This is a genomic window from Buchananella sp. 103232 (assembly GCF_058725725.1).
This window is the reverse complement of record NZ_JBZXJM010000002.1, coordinates 17,286-40,784: the sequence shown is the minus strand read 5'-3', so window position 1 is coordinate 40,784 and position 23,499 is coordinate 17,286. Positions and strand designations below refer to the sequence as shown.

At 68.1% G+C, this 23,499-nt stretch carries 16 protein-coding genes; 9 read left to right on the top strand and 7 right to left on the bottom strand.

Annotated elements, in window-relative coordinates; all coding sequences use genetic code 11:
• Positions 1–17: 17 nt before the first annotated feature.
• The 4 genes from AC4PWQ_RS00395 to AC4PWQ_RS00380 all read right to left on the bottom strand — a co-directional run bounded on the left by AC4PWQ_RS00395 (position 18) and on the right by AC4PWQ_RS00380 (position 3,794).
• A complete protein-coding gene (locus tag AC4PWQ_RS00395) occupies positions 18–1,061 on the bottom strand; it encodes a YdcF family protein (RefSeq protein ID WP_371164263.1) in 1,044 nt (347 codons plus the stop codon).
• On the bottom strand, positions 1,058–1,483 hold the full coding sequence (locus tag AC4PWQ_RS00390) for a VOC family protein (protein WP_492089447.1): 426 nt from the start codon (positions 1,481–1,483) through the stop codon (positions 1,058–1,060). The genes AC4PWQ_RS00395 and AC4PWQ_RS00390 overlap by 4 nt, the downstream gene beginning before the upstream one ends.
• Complete coding sequence (locus AC4PWQ_RS00385; RefSeq protein ID WP_492089446.1) at positions 1,480–2,610, bottom strand: GNAT family N-acetyltransferase; 1,131 nt, start codon at positions 2,608–2,610, stop codon at positions 1,480–1,482. The genes AC4PWQ_RS00390 and AC4PWQ_RS00385 overlap by 4 nt, the downstream gene beginning before the upstream one ends.
• A gap of 80 nt (positions 2,611–2,690) precedes the next feature.
• Entirely contained in the window at positions 2,691–3,794 is a 1,104-nt protein-coding gene (locus tag AC4PWQ_RS00380) for a GNAT family N-acetyltransferase (protein ID WP_371177147.1), read from the bottom strand.
• 131 nt (positions 3,795–3,925) lie between these two features.
• On the opposite strand from AC4PWQ_RS00380, the gene AC4PWQ_RS00375 reads away from it, so the two are divergent.
• The 3 genes from AC4PWQ_RS00375 to def all read left to right on the top strand — a co-directional run bounded on the left by AC4PWQ_RS00375 (position 3,926) and on the right by def (position 5,550).
• Entirely contained in the window at positions 3,926–4,339 is a 414-nt protein-coding gene (locus AC4PWQ_RS00375; protein ID WP_492089445.1) for an NUDIX hydrolase, read from the top strand.
• A gap of 69 nt (positions 4,340–4,408) precedes the next feature.
• Entirely contained in the window at positions 4,409–4,852 is a 444-nt protein-coding gene (locus AC4PWQ_RS00370; protein ID WP_371151639.1) for a hypothetical protein, read from the top strand.
• Positions 4,853–4,926: 74 nt separating this feature from the next.
• Positions 4,927–5,550, top strand: coding sequence for a peptide deformylase (gene def / locus AC4PWQ_RS00365; protein ID WP_371151640.1), 624 nt, complete (start codon positions 4,927–4,929; stop codon positions 5,548–5,550).
• A gap of 89 nt (positions 5,551–5,639) precedes the next feature.
• Here the strand turns inward: def and AC4PWQ_RS00360 are convergent, their stop codons facing one another.
• Positions 5,640–10,439, bottom strand: coding sequence for a leucine-rich repeat protein (locus tag AC4PWQ_RS00360; protein ID WP_492089444.1), 4,800 nt, complete (start codon positions 10,437–10,439; stop codon positions 5,640–5,642).
• A 160-nt stretch (positions 10,440–10,599) separates the two neighbouring features.
• Positions 10,600–11,070 (bottom strand): hypothetical protein, encoded by a 471-nt coding sequence (locus tag AC4PWQ_RS00355; RefSeq protein WP_492089443.1) that lies wholly within the window; start codon positions 11,068–11,070, stop codon positions 10,600–10,602.
• 53 nt (positions 11,071–11,123) lie between these two features.
• On the opposite strand from AC4PWQ_RS00355, the gene AC4PWQ_RS00350 reads away from it, so the two are divergent.
• Positions 11,124–12,425 (top strand): M18 family aminopeptidase, encoded by a 1,302-nt coding sequence (locus AC4PWQ_RS00350; protein ID WP_492089442.1) that lies wholly within the window; start codon positions 11,124–11,126, stop codon positions 12,423–12,425.
• A 37-nt stretch (positions 12,426–12,462) separates the two neighbouring features.
• On the opposite strand, the gene AC4PWQ_RS00345 is transcribed toward AC4PWQ_RS00350, so the two are convergent.
• Positions 12,463–14,673 carry an NADP-dependent isocitrate dehydrogenase gene (locus AC4PWQ_RS00345; RefSeq protein ID WP_492089441.1) on the bottom strand — a complete coding sequence of 737 codons (2,211 nt, stop codon included), beginning with the start codon at positions 14,671–14,673 and terminating at the stop codon, positions 12,463–12,465.
• A gap of 505 nt (positions 14,674–15,178) precedes the next feature.
• Between AC4PWQ_RS00345 and AC4PWQ_RS00340 the strand changes: the two genes are divergently transcribed.
• The 5 genes from AC4PWQ_RS00340 (at position 15,179) to AC4PWQ_RS00320 (ending at position 23,222) form a co-directional block, all read left to right on the top strand.
• Positions 15,179–16,162: an ABC transporter permease gene (locus AC4PWQ_RS00340; protein ID WP_371151645.1), complete on the top strand. Its 984-nt coding sequence runs from the start codon at positions 15,179–15,181 to the stop codon at positions 16,160–16,162.
• 1 nt (position 16,163) lies between these two features.
• A complete protein-coding gene (locus AC4PWQ_RS00335) occupies positions 16,164–17,117 on the top strand; it encodes an ABC transporter permease (RefSeq protein ID WP_371177142.1) in 954 nt (317 codons plus the stop codon).
• The gene (locus AC4PWQ_RS00330; protein ID WP_371151647.1) at positions 17,114–19,231 is read left to right on the top strand and encodes a dipeptide ABC transporter ATP-binding protein; all 2,118 of its coding nucleotides are present in this window, start codon (positions 17,114–17,116) and stop codon (positions 19,229–19,231) included. The genes AC4PWQ_RS00335 and AC4PWQ_RS00330 overlap by 4 nt, the downstream gene beginning before the upstream one ends.
• A gap of 1,420 nt (positions 19,232–20,651) precedes the next feature.
• Complete coding sequence (locus AC4PWQ_RS00325; protein ID WP_492089440.1) at positions 20,652–22,325, top strand: ABC transporter family substrate-binding protein; 1,674 nt, start codon at positions 20,652–20,654, stop codon at positions 22,323–22,325.
• Positions 22,326–22,598: 273 nt separating this feature from the next.
• Positions 22,599–23,222, top strand: a complete 624-nt coding sequence (locus AC4PWQ_RS00320) for a hypothetical protein (protein ID WP_371151649.1) — start codon at positions 22,599–22,601, stop codon at positions 23,220–23,222.
• The last annotated feature ends 277 nt before the right edge of the window (positions 23,223–23,499 follow it).

Genomic DNA, 23,499 nt, shown 5'->3' with positions numbered 1-23,499 from the left:
CACCGGCCCGTCCGGTGCTAGCGCGTCAGGTGGACGGCCGTCATTATCAGCACCGGCATGGAGAGGAACAGCAGGGCGATGATGTTTATGGCCTTGTGGTCGCGCAGGATGGCCACGTACTCGCGCAGCATGGCGGATGGCACGTAGTAGCGCGCGGTCCTGGCGCCGATCGCGTAGCCGGGTATGGCTAGGGACCGCATGAGGGTGGCGGCCCGGAAGGCGTGGTAGCTGGAGGTCACTATCGCCACGGGGCCGGTGAGCGTGCGCCGGCGCAGCTCCAGCGCGGAGTATCGCAGGTTTTCTTCCGTCGTGGTGGAGGCCGCTTCGATGAGGATCCAGCCGGGGTCGACGCCCCGCGTGACAGCCCACTGTGCCATGGCCTGTCCCTCCGGGATGGGTTCGTCGCTTCCCTGGCCGCCGGACATCACTAGAACGGCGCGGCCTCCCCGGTCGTGGTCACGGTCCATCCATTCGATTCCGCGCCGGATGCGGGAGGCGAGCAGCGGCCGCACCTCCCCGTCTGGCACGCCCGCCCCAAGGACCACCACGGCGTCAACCGGGCCGCCAAAGCGACGCGTGTAGGCGCCGTAGACGGCGGAGTATCCCACGTAGGCGACGAGCCCGTAGCCAAACCAGCCGAGGGGGAGGGCGATTAGCAGAAGGAAGGCAAACGCCAATTGCCGGCCGGTGAAAACGGTGTAGATCCCCGCCCCCAGGTAGCCCAGGATTCCCATCCCGAGCAGCAGGGAGAGCGTGTGCGCGGGAGCGAAGCCTTCCGCCTTCAGCAGCGTTACCCCGTTGAGTACGAGCGCTACACCCAGCGCCGCCACGCCAAGCACTGTGGCCAAAATGATCAATAACGCTAGCCAGGTGGACAGCTCGGCTAAGTACACGCCCATGGCTGCCTGCGCCGACGAAATGAACAGCCGCAGCGTTAGCGCCGCCCCGTATAGCAGGGTCACGAACAGTAGGAGGCCGACGCGCAGTTTGCGCGGGTCGTGTAGCCAGTCCAGGACGGTGAGCAGGGCTAGGATTAGCAGGGCGATGAGACTGCCGCTCATGTCGTCCGGTCCCGCGCGGGCTCGCCCGCGCCCTCGACGGACACCAGCTCCACCTTGTAGCCCGCCTGGTTCTCCAGCCAGCCGGCGTAGTGCTGCGGCCCGCCCGCGTGCGGGTAGCGCTCTTGGTAGAGCGGCCGCCAACCGGCACCGGGAGCCTCAGCCATGATCCGGTCCACGCGCCGCGCGTCGCCGACCGCAAAGGCGATGTGGTTGACGCCGGGCCGCCTGCGGTCGTGGGCGGAGGAAGTGGTGTTGGGGCTGGCGGTGAGCGTCAGGTAGGCACCGCCGGCCTCGCCCCACGTCTCGCCGCCCTCCCACCGGGACAGGCACGCCAGCCCCACCTGGGAGAGCAGCCAACGCCAGGCCGGTAGCTCGCTGGCGGGGTCGGCCAGCCAGTATTCGACGTGGTGGATCAGCGTCACTGGCTCTCCTGGTTGGCCGCCTGGTGACGTGCCCGACGTTCCGCCAGCCGCTCCGAGACCGTTGCGCGCTCCCCGAAGAGGTCCGCGATCTGCAGCACCTCGCGGAAACCGAGGGCGTGGTTGATCGCCAGCATCGCCTGGTTGGAGTCCGCGTTGCAGGAGTTGACCTGCTTGTGGGGCAGGTTCAGCTCCAGCAGGCGGCGCTCCACCGCGCACTTGACGGCCCAGCCCAGGCGGTGGCCCCGGTGAGCGCGATCCACGATGGTGGCGTTGACCTCGATCAGTGCGTCGGCCTGCGCCGGTGCGGTGTAGGAGGACATGCCCACGGCCTCGCGGCTGCCGTCGGGGTGGGTAAGGACGGCCACGCTCTCCACCCGGGTGGCCTTGGCAGTGCGGGTGCGCTCCAGTCCCTGGCGGTAAATCTCCGCCGTGATCTCCTCCGGCTCCAAATCCACGTCGCCGTGCGGCGCTTCCGCCTCCACCAGACCAAGCAGGCGCGCGAAGCTGTCCTGCAGGTCGGCCGGTACGCCGTCCACGTATGTCTCAATCGAATAGGCGCCGAGGCGGCGTCGTCCATCCACATCGACGGTGGAGGGGTCCAGGCTCTCCAGCAGGGCGGCGTCGATGGGCCAGGGGTGGCGGCGCAGATGGCACAGCTCGGTGACCCGAAATCCGCTGTCGCGGGCAAAGCGCGGGCTGGGCAGGTCGCTGGACGCGATCGGGCCGCCACTCATGTCAGCCGCGACGTACGAGAAGAATCGGGTCAGGTGGGCGGGCAGCTCGCTGACGACGTGCTCCAGCAGCGCCGTGCCGATTCCCCGGCCTCGGTGCGCGGCGCTCACCCACAAGTTGAGGTTCGCCGCGTCCGCGTTGGCGGCGCCGATGGACCAGGAGGCGATGGCGAAACCGATCGGCTCGACGCCGGGCTCGGCCGGGTTGGCGCCGGCGGGGAAGGCCAGCCAGAAGCGCTCCTCCCAGCCGGAGACGGGCCGCTGGATGCGGGCCACCATGTCCTCCACGTTGAGCGCGGCGGTCTCCTCGCCGCTCTCCAGCAGCGCGGTGCTCAGCAGGGAGACGTACTGGCCCAAGCGGGCGGAATCGGAAGTCTGGACGGGAACGATCTGCATGGGGCAAACCCTATCGTGGTGCCTTACGGCAAGCGAGGCGGGCACCTGCCGCCTTCGGGGCATCGCCCGGGACCGCTTGCTTAGCCTTCCTGCCGCTGCCACTTTGCCCGACGTTCCGCCAGCCGCTCCGAGACCGTTGCGCGCTCCGAGTAGAGATCTCCGATTCGAAGCACACTCTCGAAACCGAACGCGTTGTTGATCGCCAGCATCGCCTCGTTCGTGCTGGCGTTTAGCGACTCCACGGCCTTGTGGGGAAGGTTCAGCTCCAACAGGCTGCGCTCCACCGCGCACTTGACGGCCCAGCCCAGGCCGTTGCCCCGGTGGGCGCGGTCCACGAATGTTTGGTTGACATGAATGAAGGAGTCAGGATTGAACGGGGCGCCGTATGAGCAGAATGCGACCACCTCCTCCCGGCCGTCGGAGTGGGGCAGGACGGCCACACTCTCCACCCGGGTGCCCTTGGTGCTCAGGGTGTTCTCCACTGCCTGGCGGTACATTTCCGCCGTAATCTCCTCCGGCTCCAAATCCACGTCGCCGTGCGGGGCCTCGCACTCGACCTGGTTCTCAAGGCGGACCAAACCATCCTGGTACTGCAGGGGAACGCCGTTCACGTAGGTGTGAATCGAATAGGCGCCGAGGCGGCGTCGTCCATCCGGATCGGCCGTGGAGGGGTCCAGGCTCTCCAGCAGGGCGGCGTCGATGGGCCAGGGGTGGCGGCGCACGTGGGACACCTGGCTGACGCGAAAGCCGCACTCGCGGGCAAAGCGCACGCCGGGCAGGTCGCTTGTCTCCAGCTGCGTGCCATCTGTGGCCGCGCAGACGTAGCCATCCAGCCGCGTGACGTAACCGGGCAGGTGCTGAAGGGCGCGCTCCATGAGCGCCTGGCCGTAGCCCCGATTGCGGTGGGACGGGGAAACCCAAACCCGCACCGACGCTAGGTCCGCGTTCGCGCTGCCCGTGGTCCAGAAGGCCGCGCCGTAACCGACCGCTCGGTCCTCCCCGTCCACGAAAGCCAGCCAGTAGGCCGCCGGATATTGCTCGACGGGCTTTTGCAACCGAGGAACCAGGATCGCCGGATCCAGCGGCGTGGGTTCTTCCCCGCTCTCCAGCAGCGCGTCGCTCAGCAGGGAGACGTACTGGCCCAAGCGGGCGGAATCGGAAGTCTGGACGGGAACGATCTGCATGGGGCAAAGGGTAGCGCCGCGTCGGTTGAGGAGGGCGAGGGTGGGGAGAAGCCCTGGTCAGGAAGGGCACGGGCCGCAGGCGGAGGGGGAGCCGACGGGGCCGCAGCGAGGCGGGCGCTAGCCTTGGGACCGTGGAGAACGAACCGATCGTGGTCAGCGGGGTGGTGTTGCGTAACGCCGCCGGGCAACTCTTGACCGTGCGCAAACGGGGGACCGGGCGTTTCATGCTGCCGGGTGGCAAGTGGGAGCCCGGGGAGGACGGCGCTGCGGCCGCCCTGCGTGAGGTGCGAGAGGAACTGGGCTTGTTGTTGGACCCGGCGGGGCTGGAACTGTTGGGCCGTTTCGACGCGGCGGCCGCCAACGAGCCAGGTCGGCGCGTGGCATCCACCATCTTCACCCACCCCAGTAGGCAGACCCCGAGCCCGGCGGCGGAGATCGCCGAGCTGCGCTGGCAGGACCTGGGTGCCAACCCGCTTCCTGCGGACCTGGCGCCGTTGCTGCGCGAGCACGTCATCCCGGCCCTCCTGGCCGGCGCGGGAAGCTAGCGGCGCATTCAGGTGGGGCGCAGCTTTTCGCGCTAGTGTCGACGCTGGCTTTGACGGAAAGGACCTGCAATGCGAACCAAGCGCCTTGTTCCCGTGACTTTGCTGGCCGTTGGTGTCAGCGCCGGCCTGCTGCTGGGCGGCTGCAGCTCGAAGTCCGGCGACGCGGATGCCACCGCTGCCGCTTCGACCAGCGCGGCTGCGAGCGTGGTGCCGGCGGTGCCGCCCGCGATCGGCTCGCCCGACGAAGTGGAGAACAAGAAGGTCACCGTCTCCCTGAACCTGCCGCTGGTTTTGGACGTGGAGGACGTGACCGCGTGGAGCGGTGAGGTGGAGGACCCGCAGATCGCGGAGTTCCGTGCCGGCAAGGAGGAAGGCGGCACGGTGTACGCCCCGGGCGTGGTGGGCCTGAAGGAGGGCACCACGCGGGTGACCTTGAAGGGCCCGGATGGTGCGACCAAGGTTTTTGACGTCGAGGTGGTGGCCGACGACGCCGCAGTGGGCGTGTCTGAGTAAGCGCCGCCCGGACTTACCAACGGAATCGTTTGAGGCGCCCCCTAGCGAGTGCGGGGCGCGGGGAAAGGAAACAAATGGCTATTTTGCCGATCACGGTGTTGGGTGAGCCGGTGCTGCACACCGTGGCCGACCAGGTGACGGAGTTCGACGCGGACCTGGAGAAGTTCGTGGCGGACATGGTGGAGACCATGGACGCCGCCCACGGCGTGGGCCTGGCGGCCCCGCAGGTGGGCGTGGGCAAGCAGGTATTCGTGTGGCGCTACGAGGGGGTGGCCGACTACGACGAGGAGTTCTTCCCGGACCTGGAGCTGCCCGAGGACGCGGAAAAGCGCGTGGGGGTCATCATCAACCCGCGCCTGGTGCTCTCTGATCTGCGTCAGGGCGAGCTGGACGAGGACCTGGACGCCGAGGGCTGCCTGTCCATCCCGGGAATCTACTACCCGGTGCGTCGCTACAACGACGTGGTGCTGGAGGGGCAGGACGTGACCGGTGCGCCGGTGCGCCTGGACGCGCGCGGCTGGCTGGCGCGCATCTGGCAGCACGAGTTCGACCACCTGCAGGGCGTGCTCTTCACCGAACGCCTGGAGGAGCCCTACCTGTCCCAGGCGAAGGCCGAGATCGAGGAGGCCGGTTACGGGCGTCCCGGGCTGGTGTGGGACCCCTCCACGTTGACCGAGGACGACTTCGAGGACGACTGATCCGCTTTCGCCCGCTGTTTTCGCGGGGCAACGGTGTGGGGCGGCGAACCGGATGGTTCGCCGCCCCACAGCTTTTTGGGCCAGCTGGGCTACCTCAGCAGGGCAGCCACCGCCGCGCGCACCGGGCTGGCCACGGAGGAGGGGCCACCCAGGATGAACACCTTGGCCGGCTTAGCCTCCTTCAGCCAGGCGTTGGTGCTAGCCGGCAGCGAGTCGGGGCTGGTGAGCACCAGGACACCGCCGTGCTTGGCCGCCAGGGCCGCGCCCGCCAGGGCGTCGGGGAAGCTTACGCCGGTGGTCAGCACCACCGCAGCGGCGTTGGGGGCGAGCGCCTGAGCCAGCGCAGTGGCGGTGGCGTAGCGGTCGGCACCCACGTGGGCCGTGACGTCCTGCGCGCCCCAGCCGGCGGTGCGGACTGCGGCGGTGGCGGCGCCACCGGCCGTGTGGACCTCCAGCTTGGAGTCGCGCAGGTAGGTGGCCGTGCTATGCGGCAGCTTGGGGCCGTTAGAGAGCACCACCACGGCGTTTGCGGCCTTGGTCAGCGATCCGGCCGCGAGGCCGTCAGCGAAGTTGCTGCCGTCCGCGACGATCACGCGCTTGGCCGGAGCGATGGCGGCGGCGGCCTGAGCGACCGAGACGGCCGTCTGGAAGCGGTCCGGGCCAGAGACCCGGGTGACCTGCTTCCCGCCGGAGCGGAGCTGACGGACCAGTTGCTCAGAGATAACGCCCGTGCCGCCCACCACGTAGACGTTCTGCTTGCCGTCCAGGGCCTTGGACAGCGCGGCGGTGAGACCACCGCGCGGGGCGAGCAGCAGCGGGGCGTCCAGCGCCGCCGCCAACGGGCCGGCCGCCAGCGCGTCGGCGAAGGACTCGCCCGAGACCAGCACCGCCGCGCCGGAGGTGAAGTCGCCGGCTGCGGCCGCCTGGTAGGAGGTCTGGTAGCGGTCGCTGCCCGCGACCTCCACCACGGTCGCCTTGGCAGAGGGCGCCGGCGTGGCGGACGGGGCCGGGCTGAGCGTCGTCCCTGCGGAGGCCGAAGCGGTGGCCGAAGCGGACGGTGCAGCGGACACCGACGGGGCAGCGGACACCGACGGGACCGGCGTGGCGGAGGCGCTTGCCGAGGCGCTGGCGCTGGCCGAAGCGGAGCTCGAAGCAGAGGGCGCAGCGCTCACGGACGCGCTCGCGGACACCGAGGCAGACGCGCTGGCCGACACACTAGCGCTGGCCGACGCGCTTGCCGAGGCGCTGGCCGACGCGCTCGCGGAGGCCGAGGCGGAAGGAGCGGCACCGATGGCCTCGGTCTTGTAGCCCTTCCACGTCGGGGTGGTGTAACCGCCCTCGACCGCGCCCGCGCCGAACTGCGGCGGGAACTTGATGACCACGCCGTCGCTCGGGTCCCCGAAGGAGCCGAAGCTCTTCAGGAAGCCCTTGGGCTCGTGGATCGTGAAGGCCGGGCCGGCCACGGTGACGGTGCTCAGGTTGTTGTCGCTGAACGCGCGCTTACCAACACTCGCCACGGCAGCAGGCAGGGCCACCTCGGTGAGCTGGTTACCGTCGAAGGCGTACTCGCCGATCGTGGTCAGGCCGGCGGGCAGCTCTACGGTCTTCAGCGCGTTGGAGGAGAACACGTAGGGCTTGAGCTCGGTAACGCCGGCCGGGACCACCACGCTCGTGAGCTTGTTCCCGGAGAAGGCGCCGTCGCCCATGGACTTCAGGGCCGCCGGCAGGGTGACCTGGGTCAGCTCGTTGGTCTTGAAGGCGTTGGAGGCGATCGAGCTCAGCGTGCTCGGCAGCTCCAGCCGGGCGATCTTGTTGGCCTGGAACGCGCCGGGCCCCACCCAGGTCACGCCCTCCGGCAGGGAGACGCTGGTGAGCAGGTTGGAGGCGAACGCGGCCGGCCCCACCGTCTTCAGGGAGGCAGGCAGCTCCACCTGGGTCAGCTTGTTGTTCACGAACGCGGCCACCGGGATGGTGGTCAGGTTGGCGGACAGCTTCAGCGTGGAGGCGAAGTTGTTGATGAACGAGTTCTTGCCGATGGAGGTCACCGAGTCCGGGATCACGATGTTGTCGATCGAGTTGCTGTAGAAGGCGGCGTCCTCAATCGTCACCACGGTGTCCGGGATGGTCACGGCCTCCAGGCGGCCGGACTGGAAGGCGCTGGCACCGATCACCTTGACCGCGTACCTCACGCCCTCGACCTCGATCTGGGCCGGGATCACCAGGTTCTTCGGCAGCGCGTAGCGCACGTGGCCGGTGATCTTGGCGCCCGCAGCGGGGTCGGCCGGGTCAAAGGAGTAGGTGATGTTCTCCAGGGTCGCCTCCGTGGCCTTCGGGGAGGCCGACGCGCTAACCGATGCGCTCGCGGAGGCAGACGCGCTAACCGACGCGCTTGCCGAGGCGCTGGCGGAGGTGGAAACCGACGGGGTGGACGACGTTGCCGCGCTGGCCGACGCGCTTGCCGAGGCAGACGCGCTGACGGACGCAGACGCGCTAACCGACGCGCTCGCCGAGGCCGACGCGCTGACGGACGCAGACGCGCTTGCCGAGGCCGAAGCGCTGACGGACGAGGACGCGCTTGCGGACGCGCTGGCCGAAGCGGAGGGGGTGGCTCCGATGGCTTCGGTCTTGTAGCCCTTCCAGGTGGGGGTGGTGTAGCCGCCCGCCACCTGGTCTGCGCCGAACTGGACCGGGAACTTGATGACCATGCCGTCGTTCGGGTCGCCGAAGGCGCCGTTGAAGCGCTTGTAGCCGCTGGCGTCCTCGATCTCCATGGCCGGGCCGTTGACCGTGATGGTCTTCAGGCGGGAGTTGCCGGCGAACGCGCGCTTGGCAACGGAGGTGACGGTGGCGGGAATGTCCACGTCCGCGAGGCGGTTGTTCGCCAGCGCGCTCTCGCCGATGGAAACCAACTGGGCGGGCAACTGCACCGAGGTGATGGCGTTGCTGAAGAACACCTTTTCCGGCAGGGCGGTCACCCCGGCGGGCACGGTCACGTTGGTGAGCTGGTTGCTGATGAACGCGCCGGCGCCCAGGGTGAGCAGGCCGGCGGGCAGCTCCACCTCGGTGAGGCGGTTGTTGGCGAAAGCGTCGGCCGGAATGTGCTTGATCGAGTCGGCGAACGTCAGGGAGGTGAGCTGGTTGCGCTGGAACGCGCCCACGCCCATGGTCTCCAGGGTGGCGGGAACCTCCAGGGAAGTGAGCTTGTTGGAGGCGAAGGCCTGGGCGCCGAGCGTCCGCAGGGAGGCGGGCAGGGTGAGCGCGGTCAGCTTGTTGTTGGCGAAGGCGGACTCGCCGATCTCCGCGACGTGCCGGGAGAGCGTGAGGGTCTTGGTGTCCGCGTAGGCGAAGGCCTGCTTGCCGATGACGGTGACGGAGTCTGGGATCGTCACGTCGGCCAGTGAGGTCATGTAGAAGGCGCGTTCCTGGATCTCGGTGACCGAGGCGGGGATGGTGACCGCCGTGATGCCGGAGCGGTGCAGGGCGCTCTCACCGATGGTCTTGACCGGGTACTCGGTGCCGCCGATGTTGACCTTGTCCAGGATCGCAATGGACTTGGGCATGCCGGCGCGCACGTGCCCGACCACCTTGGCACCCGCCGTGGGGGCCTGCGGGTCGATGGCGTAGATGACGTTGTCGATGGTCGTCTCGGTCTGCGCCGGCGTGGCCGATGCGCTCGGGGTGGACGACGTTGCCGCGCTGGCCGACGCGCTTGCCGAGACCGACGGTGCGGCACCTGCGCTGGCACTCACGGAGGCGGAGGCGCCGGCCGAGGCGGACGCCGAGGCGCTGGCGCTGGGGTTGGGCTGCGGCGAGGTGGCCGGGGGAGCCTGTCCGAATGCCTCGGTGGTGTAGCCGTTCCACTTGGGGGTGGTGTAGCCGCCCTCGAACACGTCCGCACCGTACTTGGCGGGGAACTTGAGCACTACGCCGTCGGCCGGGTTGTCGAAGGAGGAGTTGGACTTCAGGAAGCCGGTGGAAACGTAGATCTGCAGGCCGGGGCCGTTGATGGTCACTGTCTGCAGGGAGTTGGAGGAGAAGGCGGACTTACCGACCGTGCGCAGCGAGGCCGGCAGGTCGACGGCGGTGAGCTGGTTGCTGTAGAAGCTCTTCTCGCCGATCGACTCCAGGCCGGCGGGCAGCGTGACGCTGGTGAGCGAGTTGCCGCTAAAGACGTTGGCCGCCAGGGCGGTTACGCCCTGCGGAATGGCGAGCGCCCCAATCTTGTTGGACTCAAAGGCGCTCTCGCCCAGCTCGGTCAGGCCGGCCGGGAGAGCCAGGGCGGTGAGCTTGTTGTTCTTGAAGGCCCTGGCCGGGATCTGCGCGAGCGTCTGCGGCAGCGAGACCTCGGCGAGGTCGTTGTACTGGAAGGCGCCCTGGCCCAGCTCGGTGACGGTGGCAGGCACGGTCAGGCTGGTCAGGCTGTTGGAGGCAAAAGCCTCAGTCTTCAGCGTGGTGAGGCCGGCGGGCAGCTCCAGCGCGGTCAGCTTGTTGTTGGCGAAGGCGCGCGCGCCAACACTGGTCAGTCCGGCGGGGAGCGAGACGGTCTTCAAACCGGCGTACTTGAAGGCGTTGTCCCCAACCGTGGTCACGCTGGCCGGCAGGGTCAGCGAGCTGAGGGAGGCAAACTCGAACGCCCCCTGCCCGACGGAGGTGACGGCGTACTGGGCGCCTTCCGCCGTGATGCTGGCCGGGATCTCCAGTTCCTTGGAGACGCCTCGGGTGTAACCGGTCACCTTGGCGCCGGCAGCGGGGGCGGCGGGGTCATAGGTGTAGGTGACGTTGTCAACGGTCACGGTGGCCTCGGCCGCGTGGGCCGCCGGGCTCAGCGCCGCCGCAGCCAGCAGGGAGAAACCGGCCGCCAGAGTGAGTCGCCGCAGGGCGTTGTTCACTTAAGAATCCTTCCTTCAAGAACTAAGGCGCGCCTGGGAACAGACGCGCCCTAACCGAGGGCAACCTAACCTAAGGTGAGGTGCTTGATGAATCGCTCTTGGGGAAAGTGTGGGCAACCCAATAGGTCGTCCGGGTAAGGGCGTCAGTAAGTGCGCGGGCCTAGCTCCCAGGGGCGCGGAAGTAGATCTCCTCCAGTTGCCCGAACTGCCTGCCGCGCCACTCCTGCCAGTTCACCTGCACTCCGCTCGCCGCCGAGCGCGCCGCCTCCACTATTTCCTGGCTGCACCAGTAGGTGGAATCCAGGCCGTCCTCGCCGCCAGAGCAGAGGGAAACGGTGATCGAATCGCCGTGGAAGAACCACGTCAGGCGGCACCCGCCGCACGCGCGTTCGCGTGGTTTCCCTGCCTCCCCGGAGGAAGGTGCACCTTGCTTGCTGACGTGAGGGGCGTCGTCCATTGGGAAGGTGGATTCGCTTAGCCAGGTGTTGAACGCGGCGGCCACGGCGGCAGCGTCGTGCGGGCCATGGCCGTCGAGGCGGAGGCGGAGCACCACCACGCGGTCCTGGTCCCAGCCGCGATAGTCGAGGGTGTAGGGGCCGCTGCCGCGGCGAAACGGGCGCTTTTCGATCACGCTGCGATTGTGCCACCGGGTGGCGCGGCGGCGGCAGTGCCACAATGGCAGGTATGTCCTTCCATATAGATGCATCTAATTACTGTGATGAGTTGTCGGCCTTCGTTCAGGCCAGCCCCTCTAGCTACCACGCCGCCCAGCAGGTTGCGAGCGCGCTAGAGGCCGCCGGATTCGTGTGCCTGGTGGAGGAGGAGCCGTGGAAGGGAAGCGACCTGCCCGCGCGCGGCCTGACTGTCCGTGACGGCGCCGTGATCGCCTGGATTCTCCCCGCCGAGGTCGGTGAGCGCACCGGTTTTCGCGTGGTCGGCTCCCACACGGACTCGCCCGCGCTGAAGCTCAAGCCCGCCGGGGCGCTGGACCGCGAGGGCTACGGCATGGTCAACGCGGAGGTCTACGGCGGCCCCCTGCTGAACTCCTGGCTGGACCGGGAGGTGGGGCTGGCCGGCCGCCTGGTCACCAAGGACGGCCGCTCCCACCTGGTGCGCACCGGGCCGATCGCACGCACCGCCCAGCTGGCCCCCCACCTGGATCGCTCCGTGGACCAGAACCTGCACCTGGACAAGCAGGGCCACATGCTGCCCATCTTCACGGTCGGCGTGGCCGGGCCGCGCCAGCTGGAGGAGCACCTGTGCGAGCTGGCCGGGATCGCGCCAGCCGAGCTGGGCGGATTCGACGTGCTCACCTACGCCACCGAGGTCCCGGCCCGCTTCGGGCTGAGCGGCGAGTTCTTCGCCTCCAGCCGCCTGGACAACCTCTCCTCCGTCTTCGCCTCCCTGAGCGCCTTCCTGGCCGCCGCGCGGGGAGAGAGCGGCGCGGCGCAGGGCGACGTGCTGGTGCTGGCCGCCTTCGATCACGAGGAGGTGGGCTCCGAGACGCGCTCGGGTGCCGCCGGCCCCTTCCTGGCCGACGTCCTGACCCGCCTGTCCGCCTGCTTCGGGTGGGACGACGCTGCCGCCCGCGCCGCCCTGTCCCGCTCGGCCTGTGTGAGCGCCGACGCCGGACACGCGGTGCACCCCAACTACGCGGGCATGCACGACCCGGGGGTGCGCCCCCTGCTCAACGGCGGTCCGCTGCTGAAGCTGAACGCCAACCAGCGCTACGCCAGCGACGCGCGCGGGACGGCACTGTGGCGCCGGGCCTGCGAGGCGGCCGGGGTGGAGAGCCAGGACTTCGTCTCCAACAACGCCGTGCCGTGCGGCTCCACCATCGGCCCGATCACCGCCACCCGTCTGGGCATGCTCACGGTGGACGTGGGCCAGCCGCTGCTGTCCATGCACTCGGCTCGCGAGATGGCGGGCGTGGAGGACGGGCCCGCGCTGGCGCGGGCGCTGGCGGCCTTCTGGGCCGGGGCGTAGGCGGCTAAGCCGCTTCCCGCCCCGGCCCGGCGGGAACCTAGAGGGAGGCCAGGATCTCGTTGAAGCCGGTCACCGGGCGCATGACCTCGGCCGTCTTGACCGGATCGGGACGGTAGTAGCCGCCCAGGTCCACCGGCCTACCCTGCGCCGCCACGAGCTGCGCGGCGAACTCCTCGGCGCGCTCGCTCAGGGCTGCGGCCACCGGGGCGAACACGGCGGCCAGCTCGGCGTCCTCGCGCTGGTTTGCCAGCGCCTGGGCCCAGTAGACCGCCAGCCATAGGTGGGAGCCGCGGTTGTCGATGCTGCCCAGGCGGCGGGCGGGGGAGCGCTCCTCGTTCAGCACCCGCCCGGTGGCCTCGTCCAGCGCGTCGGCCAGCACGGCGGCGCGCTGGTTGCCGCTCGTGTCCGCCTCCTGGCGCAGCGACTCCGCCAAAGCCAGGAACTCACCCAGCGAATCCCACCGCAGGTAGTTTTCCGCCACCAGCTGCTGCACGTGCTTGGGAGCCGAGCCGCCCGCGCCCGTCTCGAACAGGCCACCGCCGTTCATCAGCGGCACGATAGAGAGCATCTTGGCCGAGGTACCCAGCTCCAGGATCGGGAACAGGTCGGTCAAGTAGTCGCGCAGCACGTTGCCGGTCACCGAGATCGTGTCCAGGCCCTGCCGGATGCGCTCCACGGAGAACTTCGTTGCCTCCACGGGGGAGAGGAAGTGAATCTCCAGCCCGTCGGTGTCGTGCTCCGCCAGGTAGGTGCGGGCCAGCTTCTCCACCTCGCGGTCGTGCGCACGCTCGGGGTCCAGCCAGAACACGGCCGGTGCGCCGGTCGCGCGCGCCCGCCGCACCGCCAAAGCCACCCAGTCACGGATCGCCGCGTCCTTGGTGCGGCAAGAGCGCCAGATGTCCCCGCCGCTGACCGCGTGAGAGAGCAGGACGGCGCCAGCGTCGTCCACCACCTCAACCAAGCCGTCGGCGTCGATCTGGAAGGTGGTGGGGTGGGAGCCGTACTCCTCCGCCTTCTGCGCCATCAGGCCCACGTTCGGGACCGTGCCCATCGTGGTCGGGTCAAAGGCGCCGTGGGCGCGGCAGTCGTCGATAACCGCCTGGTAGACGCCCGCGTAGCTGGAGTCCGGTATCACGGCCAACGTGTCCGCCTCCTGCCCGTCCGGCCCCCACGCCTTTCCGCCGCCGCGAATCATCGCCGGCATCGAGGCGTCCACGATCACGTCGCTCGGCACGTGCAGGTTCGTGATCCCCTTGTCAGAGTTCACCATCGACAGCGCCGGGCCGCTGGCCAGCTCCTCCTCAAAGGAGGCGCGGATCTCCGCGCCGTTCTCCAGCTTCTCCAGGCCCGGCAGGATGGTGCCCAGGCCGTCGTTGGCACTCAGGCCGGCCGCCCGCAGGTCCTCCCCGAAGCGGGCGAAGGTAGCCGGGAAGAAAGCGCGCACCGCGTGTCCGAACAGGATCGGGTCGCTCACCTTCATCATCGTGGCCTTCAGGTGCAGCGAGAACAGCACCCCCTCGGCCCGGGCCCGCTCCACCTGGGCGCGCAGGAACTCATCCAGCGCGGCCGCGCGCATCACGGTGGCGTCCACCACCTCGCCCGCCACGGCAGCGATCGGGCCTGCCAGCGTGCGCTGGGCGCCGTCCGTGCCGGTGAAACGGATCGTCAACGCGGCGTCCCGGGCCAGCACCACGCTCTCCTCGTTGGCGCGGAAGTCCTCCGCCGTCATGGTGGCCACGTTAGTCTTCGACTCCGGTCTCCACGCCCCCATGCGGTGCGGGTGGGAGCGGGCGTAGTCCTTCACGGCCCGCGGGGCGCGGCGGTCAGAGTTACCCTCCCGCAGCACCGGGTTCACGGCGCTGCCCTTGACCGCGTCGTAGCGGGCCTTGATCTCAGCCTGCGTCCCATCGGCCGGCGCGTCCGGGTAGTCCGGCACGGCGTAACCCTTGGACTGCAGCTCCGCGATGGCGGCCTTCAGCTGCGGGACGGAGGCGGAGATGTTGGGCAGCTTGATGATGTTCGCGTCCGGCTCCTTGGCCAGGCGGCCCAGCTCAGCCAGCGCGTCGTCCTCGCGCAGCTCGGCGCTCAGGTAGTCCGGGAACGCGGCCACGATGCGGCCCGCCAGAGAGATGTCCCTCACCGCTACCTCGACGCCGGCGGGACGCAGGAAGGCCTCCACGATCGGGAGCAGAGAGGCGGTGGCCAGAGCGGGGGCTTCGTCTGTGTACGTGTAGATGATCCGGGACATTGCGCGGGCCCTTCTTCCCTTGACATGCACCCTGTTGTGCACCCGGCCAGGTTAGCGGAACCGGGGCACGCAATCTCCGCAAGCGCGGTGGCGAAAGGGGCAATGCGGCCGCGCTGGGGGCGGCGCGTTGGCGGACGGGGCCGGCGGGGCGTCGACCACCCTGATTTTTCAAACTGTTTACGCGCAGACGGTGCGTCCCTTGCCGAGGGGTGGGACGGGGTTGACATTCACCCCCTTCGGAAAATAAGAAAGGAGAAGGTTGTCAAAATCGGGTGTCGTGTGGGTGCATAATCATGCGTCCCGCCCCGGTCAAAAGCCCGGCAAGTTCCTCGCAAGGACCCGCCGGGATGAGTCCAAACAAGTGGCGCGGTAAGGTTGCCCGAGCGTCGGGGCCTGACCCGTAGCTTTGTGTGTCCTTAGAGGAGTGGTGGCCAGCAAGCCGGCAGTCCTCGCGGGGCACGCATGTCTCGTACGGGAGCCGTCCCACTCTCAGGAAGTCCTGCAAATGTTCTTTTACCTAGCCAGGCGGATCGTGAACTACGCGATCCTGCTGCTCATTGCCGTGACCTTGGCGTATTTCCTGGCGGCCAGCCAGCTGGAGCCCCGCTCCCTCTACGAGCTGCGCAACCCGCCGCTGGACCCAGTCTCAATCGAGACCTCGCTGCGGAACTACAACCTCAGCGACCAGGTGCCGATCTTCGAACGATTCGTCACCTGGGCCAGGGGCGTAGTGATGCACTGGGACTGGGGCAAGTCCCCCTTCGGTGGCTCCGTTAACGAGGAAATCGGACGACGCGTGTTCGTCTCCCTGCGCCTCGTGGTGCTCGGCGCCTTCCTCGGCATGGGCGTTGGCGTGGCGCTAGGCGCGTGGACGGCAACCCGCCAGTACAAGGTCTCAGACCGCGTGATCTCCATCATCTCGCTGATCATCATCTCCACCCCGGCGATGGTTATCGCGATCCTCCTGCAGGTCCTGGCGGTGCGGTTCAACCAGACCTTCGACTCCCAGTTCTTCGAGTTCTCCGGCGAAACCGGCGAGATAGGTGACTACCCGGGTGCGGCGATCGTCGACCGACTCCAGCACCTGCTCCTGCCCACCATCTCCATGTCGCTGGGCGGTATCGCCAGCTACTCGCGCTACCAGCGCAACCTCATGCTGGACACCCTGGGGGCCGACTACGTGCGCACGGCCCGCGCAAAGGGACTGCGCAAGGGAGTGGCCGTTCGCCGTCACGCCCTGCGTACCGCGCTCATCCCGATGGGCACCTACTTCGCCTTCGCCATCACCTCCATGGTGCTGGGCGCCTCCATCACGGAGCGCGTCTACGCCTGGCACGGCATGGGCATCTACGGCGTTGAGTCCATCCAAAAGCACGACGTGCACGGCACGGTTGCCGTGGTGGCCTTCTCCGGCACCGCCACGCTGACCGGTGCCTTCCTCTCAGATGTGCTCGTGGCCATCATCGACCCGCGAGTCAGGGTGAGCTGAAATGACTGAAAAGAAGAGTGTGGTCGCCCAGGCTGCGGCCAAGAAGAAGGCCAGCAGAGGCAAGCAGGCCGACGCGAACTCCCCGGCGCGTCTGTCCCGCCGCGTAATCCTGTGGCGCCGATTCCGCCGCAACAAGACCGCCCTCGTGGGCGCCGTGGGCCTGGGCATCATCGTCATGATCGCCCTGTTCGCGCCCTACCTGTCCAAGTGGGACTACACCGTCCCGGACCAGACCGCCTTCCTCAAGCCCCCCAGCGCCCAGCACTGGTTCGGCACCGACCCCGGCGGCTTCGACATGTTCGCCATGACCATCGAGGGCCTGCGCAAGTCGCTCCTCATCGGTTTCGCCGTCGCCGCCATCCAGACCACCATCGCCGCGTTCGTGGGCGCCTCCGCCGCATACTTCGGCGGCTGGTTCGACCGCGTCACCCTCTGGGTGGTCGACCTGCTGCTGGTGATCCCCTCCTTCCTGATCATCGCCGTGCTGGCCCACTCCACCGGAAAGGCCAGCGGCAGCGTGTGGATGCTGATCCTGCTGCTCGGTGCCTTCGGCTGGATGCTCTCCTCCCGCGTGGTGCGCTCCCTGACCCTGTCCGTGCGCACCCTGGACTACGTGACGGCCGCCAAGTACATGTCCGTGCCCGCGTTCTCCATCATCACCAAGCACATCCTGCCCAACATCTCCTCGCTGCTGATCATCGACGCCACCCTGGGCGTCGCCTCCGCAGTGCTGGCCGAGACCACGCTGTCCTACTTCGGCTTCGGCGTGCAGGCCCCGGAAGTGTCCCTCGGTACTCTGATCTCCTACGGACAGGCGCGTGCCACCACCCACCCGTGGCTCTTCATGCCGCCGGCCGCCGTCTTGACGCTGGCCCTGGTGTGCGTGAACTTCGTTGGTGATGGTGTGCGTGACGCACTCGACCCGTCCTCTAAGTCTGCCGGAGGCAACGCATGAGCAAGAAGGCCGCAACCATCTCTCGGCTGGAGCTGCCTACCCCCACCCCGGGGGTGCCGGTGCTCGAGATCAAGGACCTCAACGTCCGCTTCCCCTCCGAGGACGGCGTTGTTCACGCCGTCCGTGGCGTCAACCTGACCGTCAACCCCGGTGAGGTGCTGGGCATCGTAGGTGAGTCCGGCTCCGGTAAGTCCGTCACCTCCATGTCCGTCATGGGCCTGCTGGACGAGACCGCGCAGGTCTCCGGCTCCGTCAAGCTGCACGGCACCGAGCTGCTGGGCCGCAGCGACAACTACCTCTCCCACGTGCGCGGCGCCCAGATGGGCATGATCTTCCAGGACCCGCTCTCCGCGCTCACCCCGGTCTACACCGTCGGTGACCAGATCGTGGAGGCCCTGAAGGTCCACCAGGAGATCAGCGACAAGGACGCCTGGAAGCGAGCCGTAGAGCTGCTGGACCTGGTTGGCATCCCCAACCCCGACGTGCGTGCCAAGGCCTTCCCGCACGAGTTCTCCGGCGGTATGCGCCAGCGCGCCGTCATCGCCATCGCGATCGCCAACAACCCGTCGCTGATCATCGCCGACGAGCCCACCACCGCACTGGACGTGACCATCCAGGCGCAGATCCTGGACGTGCTGCGCACCGCCCAGCGGGAGACCGGTGCGGCGATCATCATGATCACGCACGACCTGGGTGTCGTGGCCGGCATCGCCGACCGTGTGGCCGTCATGTACGCGGGCCGCGTGGTGGAAACCGGCGACGTGGGCGACGTGTTCTACCGCTCCCAGATGCCCTACACCATCGGTCTGCTGGGCTCCCTGCCCCGCCTGGACGGCAACAAGGAAGTCCTCACCCCGGTCGAGGGCAACCCGCCCTCGCTGCTGGCTCTTCCCCCGGGCTGCCCGTTTGCCGCGCGCTGCCCGATGTCCACCGACGAGTGCCTGACCGAGGAGCCCGAGCTGACGCCGGCGCTGGGCCGCGAGGGCCACGCCGTGGCCTGTAGGCGCGCCAAGGAGATCGGCGACAACTCGCTGACCTACACCGACATCTACCCCGTGCCGGAGATCCCGGAGTCGGAGATCGAGCACGTGCCGCGCGAGGAGCGCGAGACGGTGCTGAAGGTGGAGGGGCTGAAGAAGCACTTCCCGCTCATGAAGGGCGCCGTGTTCAAGCGCCGCGTGGGCACCGTGCACGCCGTGGACGGGCTTTCGTTCGACGTTCGCACCGGCGAGACCCTGGCCTTGGTGGGCGAGTCCGGCTGTGGCAAGACGACCACCCTGCTGGAGATCCTCAACCTCACCAAGGTCCAAGAGGGCACCGTGGTGGTGCTGGGACGCGACACCGCCAACGTGTCCCGCTCCGAGCGCCGCGTGGTGCGCCGCGACGTGCAGGTGGTGTTCCAGGACCCGATGGCGTCCCTGGACCCGCGCATGCCTATCTTCGACATCATCGCCGAGCCCATGCGCTACAACGGCGTGCCCAAGGAGAAGATCGAGTCGCGCGTCAAGGAGCTGATGGAGCTGGTGGGCCTGGAGGCCAGCCACGTCAACCGCTACCCGCGTAACTTCTCCGGTGGTCAGCGTCAGCGCATCGGTATCGCGCGCGCCCTGGCGCTCGAGCCGCGCCTGCTGATCCTGGACGAGCCGGTCTCCGCCCTGGACGTCTCCATCCAGGCCGGTGTGATCAACCTGCTCGAAGAGCTGAAGTCCAAGATGGGCTTGTCCTACCTGTTCGTCAGCCACGACCTGTCCGTGATCCGCCACGTCAGCGACCGCGTCGCGGTCATGTACCTGGGCCGGATCGTGGAGATCGGCGACGTCAACTCCGTGTTCGACGCCCCCACCCACCCCTACACGCAGGCACTGCTCTCCGCCATTCCACTCCCGGACCCGGAGAAGGAGCGCTCGCGTGAGCGGATCGTGCTGAAGGGCGACCTGCCCTCCCCGGCCAACCCGCCCTCGGGCTGCCGCTTCCGCACCCGCTGCCAGAAGTTCCTCATGCTGGGCGAGGAGGAGCGCAAGGCGTGCCTCGGCTCCATGCCGGACCTGAGCCAGCAGGCGGAAGCAGACCACCAGACGGCCTGCCACTACCCGGAGGTTGTCTCCGTCATCTAGGTCCCTGATGGGCAAGCTCGGCGGGGCGGGGGAGAAGATCCCCCGCCCCGCCTTTGTGTGCGCGCGGGTGTGCGGACGCTGGTGTGGGGGTGGGGCGTGGGCTGGTGCTTGGGTTGTTGAAACTCGACGTTTGGCTCTTCAACTCGACGTTTGGCTCTTCAACTCGACGTTTCGGGTCAGGCGAACGTCGAGATTCGCTGCCCTTCGTCGAGTTGAAGCCGCAAACGTCGAGATTGGCCATGCTTCGTTGGGGTGAGATGCAGGGTGCTGGGCCGCTTGGCGTTGTTCGCGCCCCAACTGGCTGGCATTGAGGCCCGGGCGTGGACAGGGCGTGGCTGCGGAGGGTGCAGTGGTGTGGCTGGGGGAGCGTGGCGGCGGGGGCTGGTGATTGGGTTGTTGAAACTCGACGTTTGGCTCTTCAACTCGACGTTGAGGTGTTCAACTCGACGTTCCGGGTCAGGCGAACGTCGAGATTCGCTGCCCTTCGTCGAGTTGAAGCCGCAAACGTCGAGATTGGCCGTGCTTTGTTGGGGTGAGATGCAGGGGGCTGGGCCGCTTGGCGTTGTTCGGGCCCCAACCGGCCGGCATTGAGGCTCGGGCGTGGACCGGGCGTGGCTGCGGAGGGTGCAGTGGTGTGGCTGGGGGAGCGTGGCGGCGGGGGCTGGTGCTTGGGTTGTTGAAACTCGACGTTTGGCTCTTCAACTCGACGTTGAGGTGTTCAACTCGACGTTTCGGGTCAGGCGAACGTCGAGATTCGCTGCCTTTCGTCGAGTTGAAGCCGCAAACGTCGAGATTCACTGCCTTTCGTCGAGTTGAAGCCGCAAACGTCGAGATTCGCTGCCCTTCGTCGAGTTGAAGCCGCAAACGTCGAGATTGGCCGTGCTTTGTTGGGGTGAGATGCAGGGGGCTGGGCCGCTTGGCGTTGTTCGGGCCCCAACTGGCCGGCATTGAGGCTCGGGCGTGGACGGGGCGTGGCTGCGGAGGGTGCAGTGGTGTGGCTGGGGGAGCGCGGCGCATTGGCGTGGGGGTGTGGACTTGCTTTGGCGGCGCGTTGGCGTGCAGGTGTCGGTGGAGGGCTTGCTGTTGGTGCGGCGTTGACCTCCTCCCGTCTTTCTCAGCATCTGGGACAGGCCTTGCGGTGTGACGTAGATAGCAGTCCTTCAGTGGGGTGGTGGCGGGTGAGCAGTGGCGCGTGCGCCGCGCGGGTGTGGCGCCCGAAACTCCGCCCGAAACTGACCCGTATGTGCATAAACATGCGGAACGCTTCACAAGTTCCCGCCCTTCGTGACCCCGGACGAAGGTCACGGTTTGGAATCTTTATGCACCCGCGTCTTAGCAAACGAGAACTGATGTGGTTGGCTTTGCCTTACGTACGCGCAGCGTCGCTGCGTAGTCCCAAAAAACGAAGGAGAAGCAACACATGCGACTCAACAAGGGCGTATTTGCTCTCGCGGCCGCCGGTGCCCTGCTGCTGGCCGGCTGCTCCGGCAGCACCGAGGGTGGCGCTGCGGGGTCTGAGGGCCACCCGGCTTCCAACATCAACCCCAAGGAAGCTTCCGAGCTCAAGGATGGCGGCACCCTGCGCATGGCCATCGCTGCTGACGTTGAGCAGTGGAACCGCGCTCACCTGAACGGCAACACCGGCGACGTGGGCGACCTGATCGACCCCGTTCTGCCGCAGAACTTCACCGTGACCGACGCCGGTGTGTTCACCCCGAACCCGACCTTCCTTGAGTCCGCTGAGGCTGCTGACAAGGACGGCAAGACCGTCGTCACCCTGAAGCTGAACCCGAAGGCCATCTGGAACGACGGCACCCCGATCACGGTTGCCGACTACGTCGCCACCTGGAAGGCCTCCAACGGCTCCAACCCGGAGTTCGTGGTCCCCTCCACCGACGGCTTTGACCAGATCGAGTCCATCGAGCAGGGCGCCAACGAGTTCGAGGTCGTGGCCACCTTCGCCGCCGCCTACCCGGACTGGCAGGCCCCGTTCTCCCAGGTGCAGCACCGCGACGCGGTTGCCAACCCGCAGGTCTTCAACGAGGCCCAGATCTCTGAGCCCAACCTCAACTGGCACACCGGTGCCTTCGTGATCACCAAGATCGACAAGGGCGCCAAGACCGTTGAGTACGGCCGCAACCCGAAGTGGTGGGGCGAGCCGGCCAAGCTGGACTCCATGGTCATCAAGGTCGTCCCGGGCGAGGGCCAGGGCAACGCCTTCGCCAACAAGGAGCTCGACGTGGCCCAGGCCATCGACTCCTCCCAGTACGAGCTGCTGAAGGGCCGCGCCGACGCTGACCTGCGTGGTGCGCTGTCCCCGCAGTGGCGTCACTTCACCTTCAACTCCAAGGCCGGCCTGCTGCAGGACGTCGAGCTGCGCCGCGCCATCGTCAAGGGCATCAACCGCGCCGCCATCGCCGAGTCCGACCTGGCTGGTCTGCCGGTGAAGCCCGAGACCCTGATGCTGAACAACCACTTCTTCATGCCGGGCCAGGAGGGCTACCAGGACAACGCTGGTGAGTACGCCTTCAACCAGGAGAAGGCCAAGGCCGAGCTCGAGGAGCTGGGCTGGAAGCCGGGCGCCGACGGCATCCGCGAGAAGGACGGCAAGCGCCTGACCATCAAGTACGCCATGATGACCGGTGTCTTCACCTCCGAGAACGAGGGCAAGCTGCTGCAGGCCCAGATGAAGGAGATCGGTGTCGAGATCGAGCTCGTTCCGATCGACCCGGCCACCTTCTCCACCACCCTGTCCAGCGGTGCGTTCGAGATCATCGCGTTCACCTGGATCGGCACCCCGTTCCCGATGAACAACATCAACCAGATCTACGGCAACGGTGGCTCCAACTACGCTCAGATCGACGACCCGGAGATCATCGAGAAGGCCAACATCATCTCCACCACCCTCGACAAGGCCGAGCGCATTAAGCTCACCAACGAGGTTGACCAGAAGATCTGGGACAACGTCCACACCCTGCCGATCTACAACCGCGTGCTGTTCGTGGGTGTCCCGAAGGACCTGGCCAACTACGGCTCCTTCGGTATCTCCTCCAACACGCCCGAGGTTCGCGGCTACGTGGCTGACGCCAAGTGATCTAGCCAGCGCAAGCTGAGCCTCGATCTAGGCGAAAGGGAAGTGCCCGGTAGGTCCGGGTGATCCCGCAGCCTGAGTGGCGCGGGGGATGAAGCAAACACGCTTCATCCCCCGCGCTTTGCTGTGTCCTGGAGAAGCTGGGGCGGCCCACCCACACCCGGGGTGGGCAGTTCAGCGGGTTCTACGCGGGGCCCGGCGGGGTCGGGTCAGCCCACACCCGGGGTGGGCAGGCTCACCACGGCACGCGGCGGCGGGCGTGGGAGAATTACAGGCATGTCCAGCAGCCCCCGAGTCGTGATGCGCTCCCGCTTCGCCGTGGCCGGCCCGGCCGTTGTGGCCGTGGCGGCCGTGGTGGTGTGGGTGCTGCAGGTGCGTCATGGCGGCTTCAGCGAGCTGGCCCGTGACGGCGTGGTGCCCGTGGCGGCTCTGGTCGGGGCCGTGCTGTGGTGGCTGTGGCCGGTGGTGGTGCTGGAAGATGGCGGCCTGCTGGTGCGCAACCTGGCCCGCACGCACGTGATCCCCTGGGCCGCGTACGACGGCGTTGACACTAGGTGGGCCCTGAAGATCAAGCTGAAGGGCCGCCGCCCGATCACCGCGACCGCGTGCGCCGCCACTGGCGGCATCACCCGCCGCGACCACGTGGCCCCGGAAATCCCCGAGGCCTACTTCTACAGCGACCTGCCCCAGCTGCGTTTTGGGGCCGACGCCCGCGCCGCCGGCATGCTCATCGAGCGTCGCTCCCCGCGGTGGCAGGAGGAGGGCCTGGGCCCCCGCGTGAAGACCACCAACGCCAACGCGCTTGGCACCGAGGTGCGCTCCACCTGGAACTGGGCGGCCCTGGCCGTCCTTGCCGCCGCGCTCGCGGCCATCGCCGTGCGCGTGGCCACGATCTTCTAGCCGCAACGAGTGGCGGTGAGGCGGGAGTGGCGCGGGATGGACGACGTCGGCCACGAAGCCGCACAAACCAACCGGCCACCCCAATTCTTGCCGCCACGAAGAACGGCCGCGTGGCGAGCGGGATCGCAGGGAACCGATCCTCTCGGGGGCGTGCGCTCGCCGCCTCTGACCGGTCCTGACCGGGCGGCACGCCCCGCGCCAGGGCCGGGCCTCCACAGGCCGCAGGCTCTCCGGGCGCACACGGCCCCCAACCACTAATCTGCCTATGGCGGAGCAA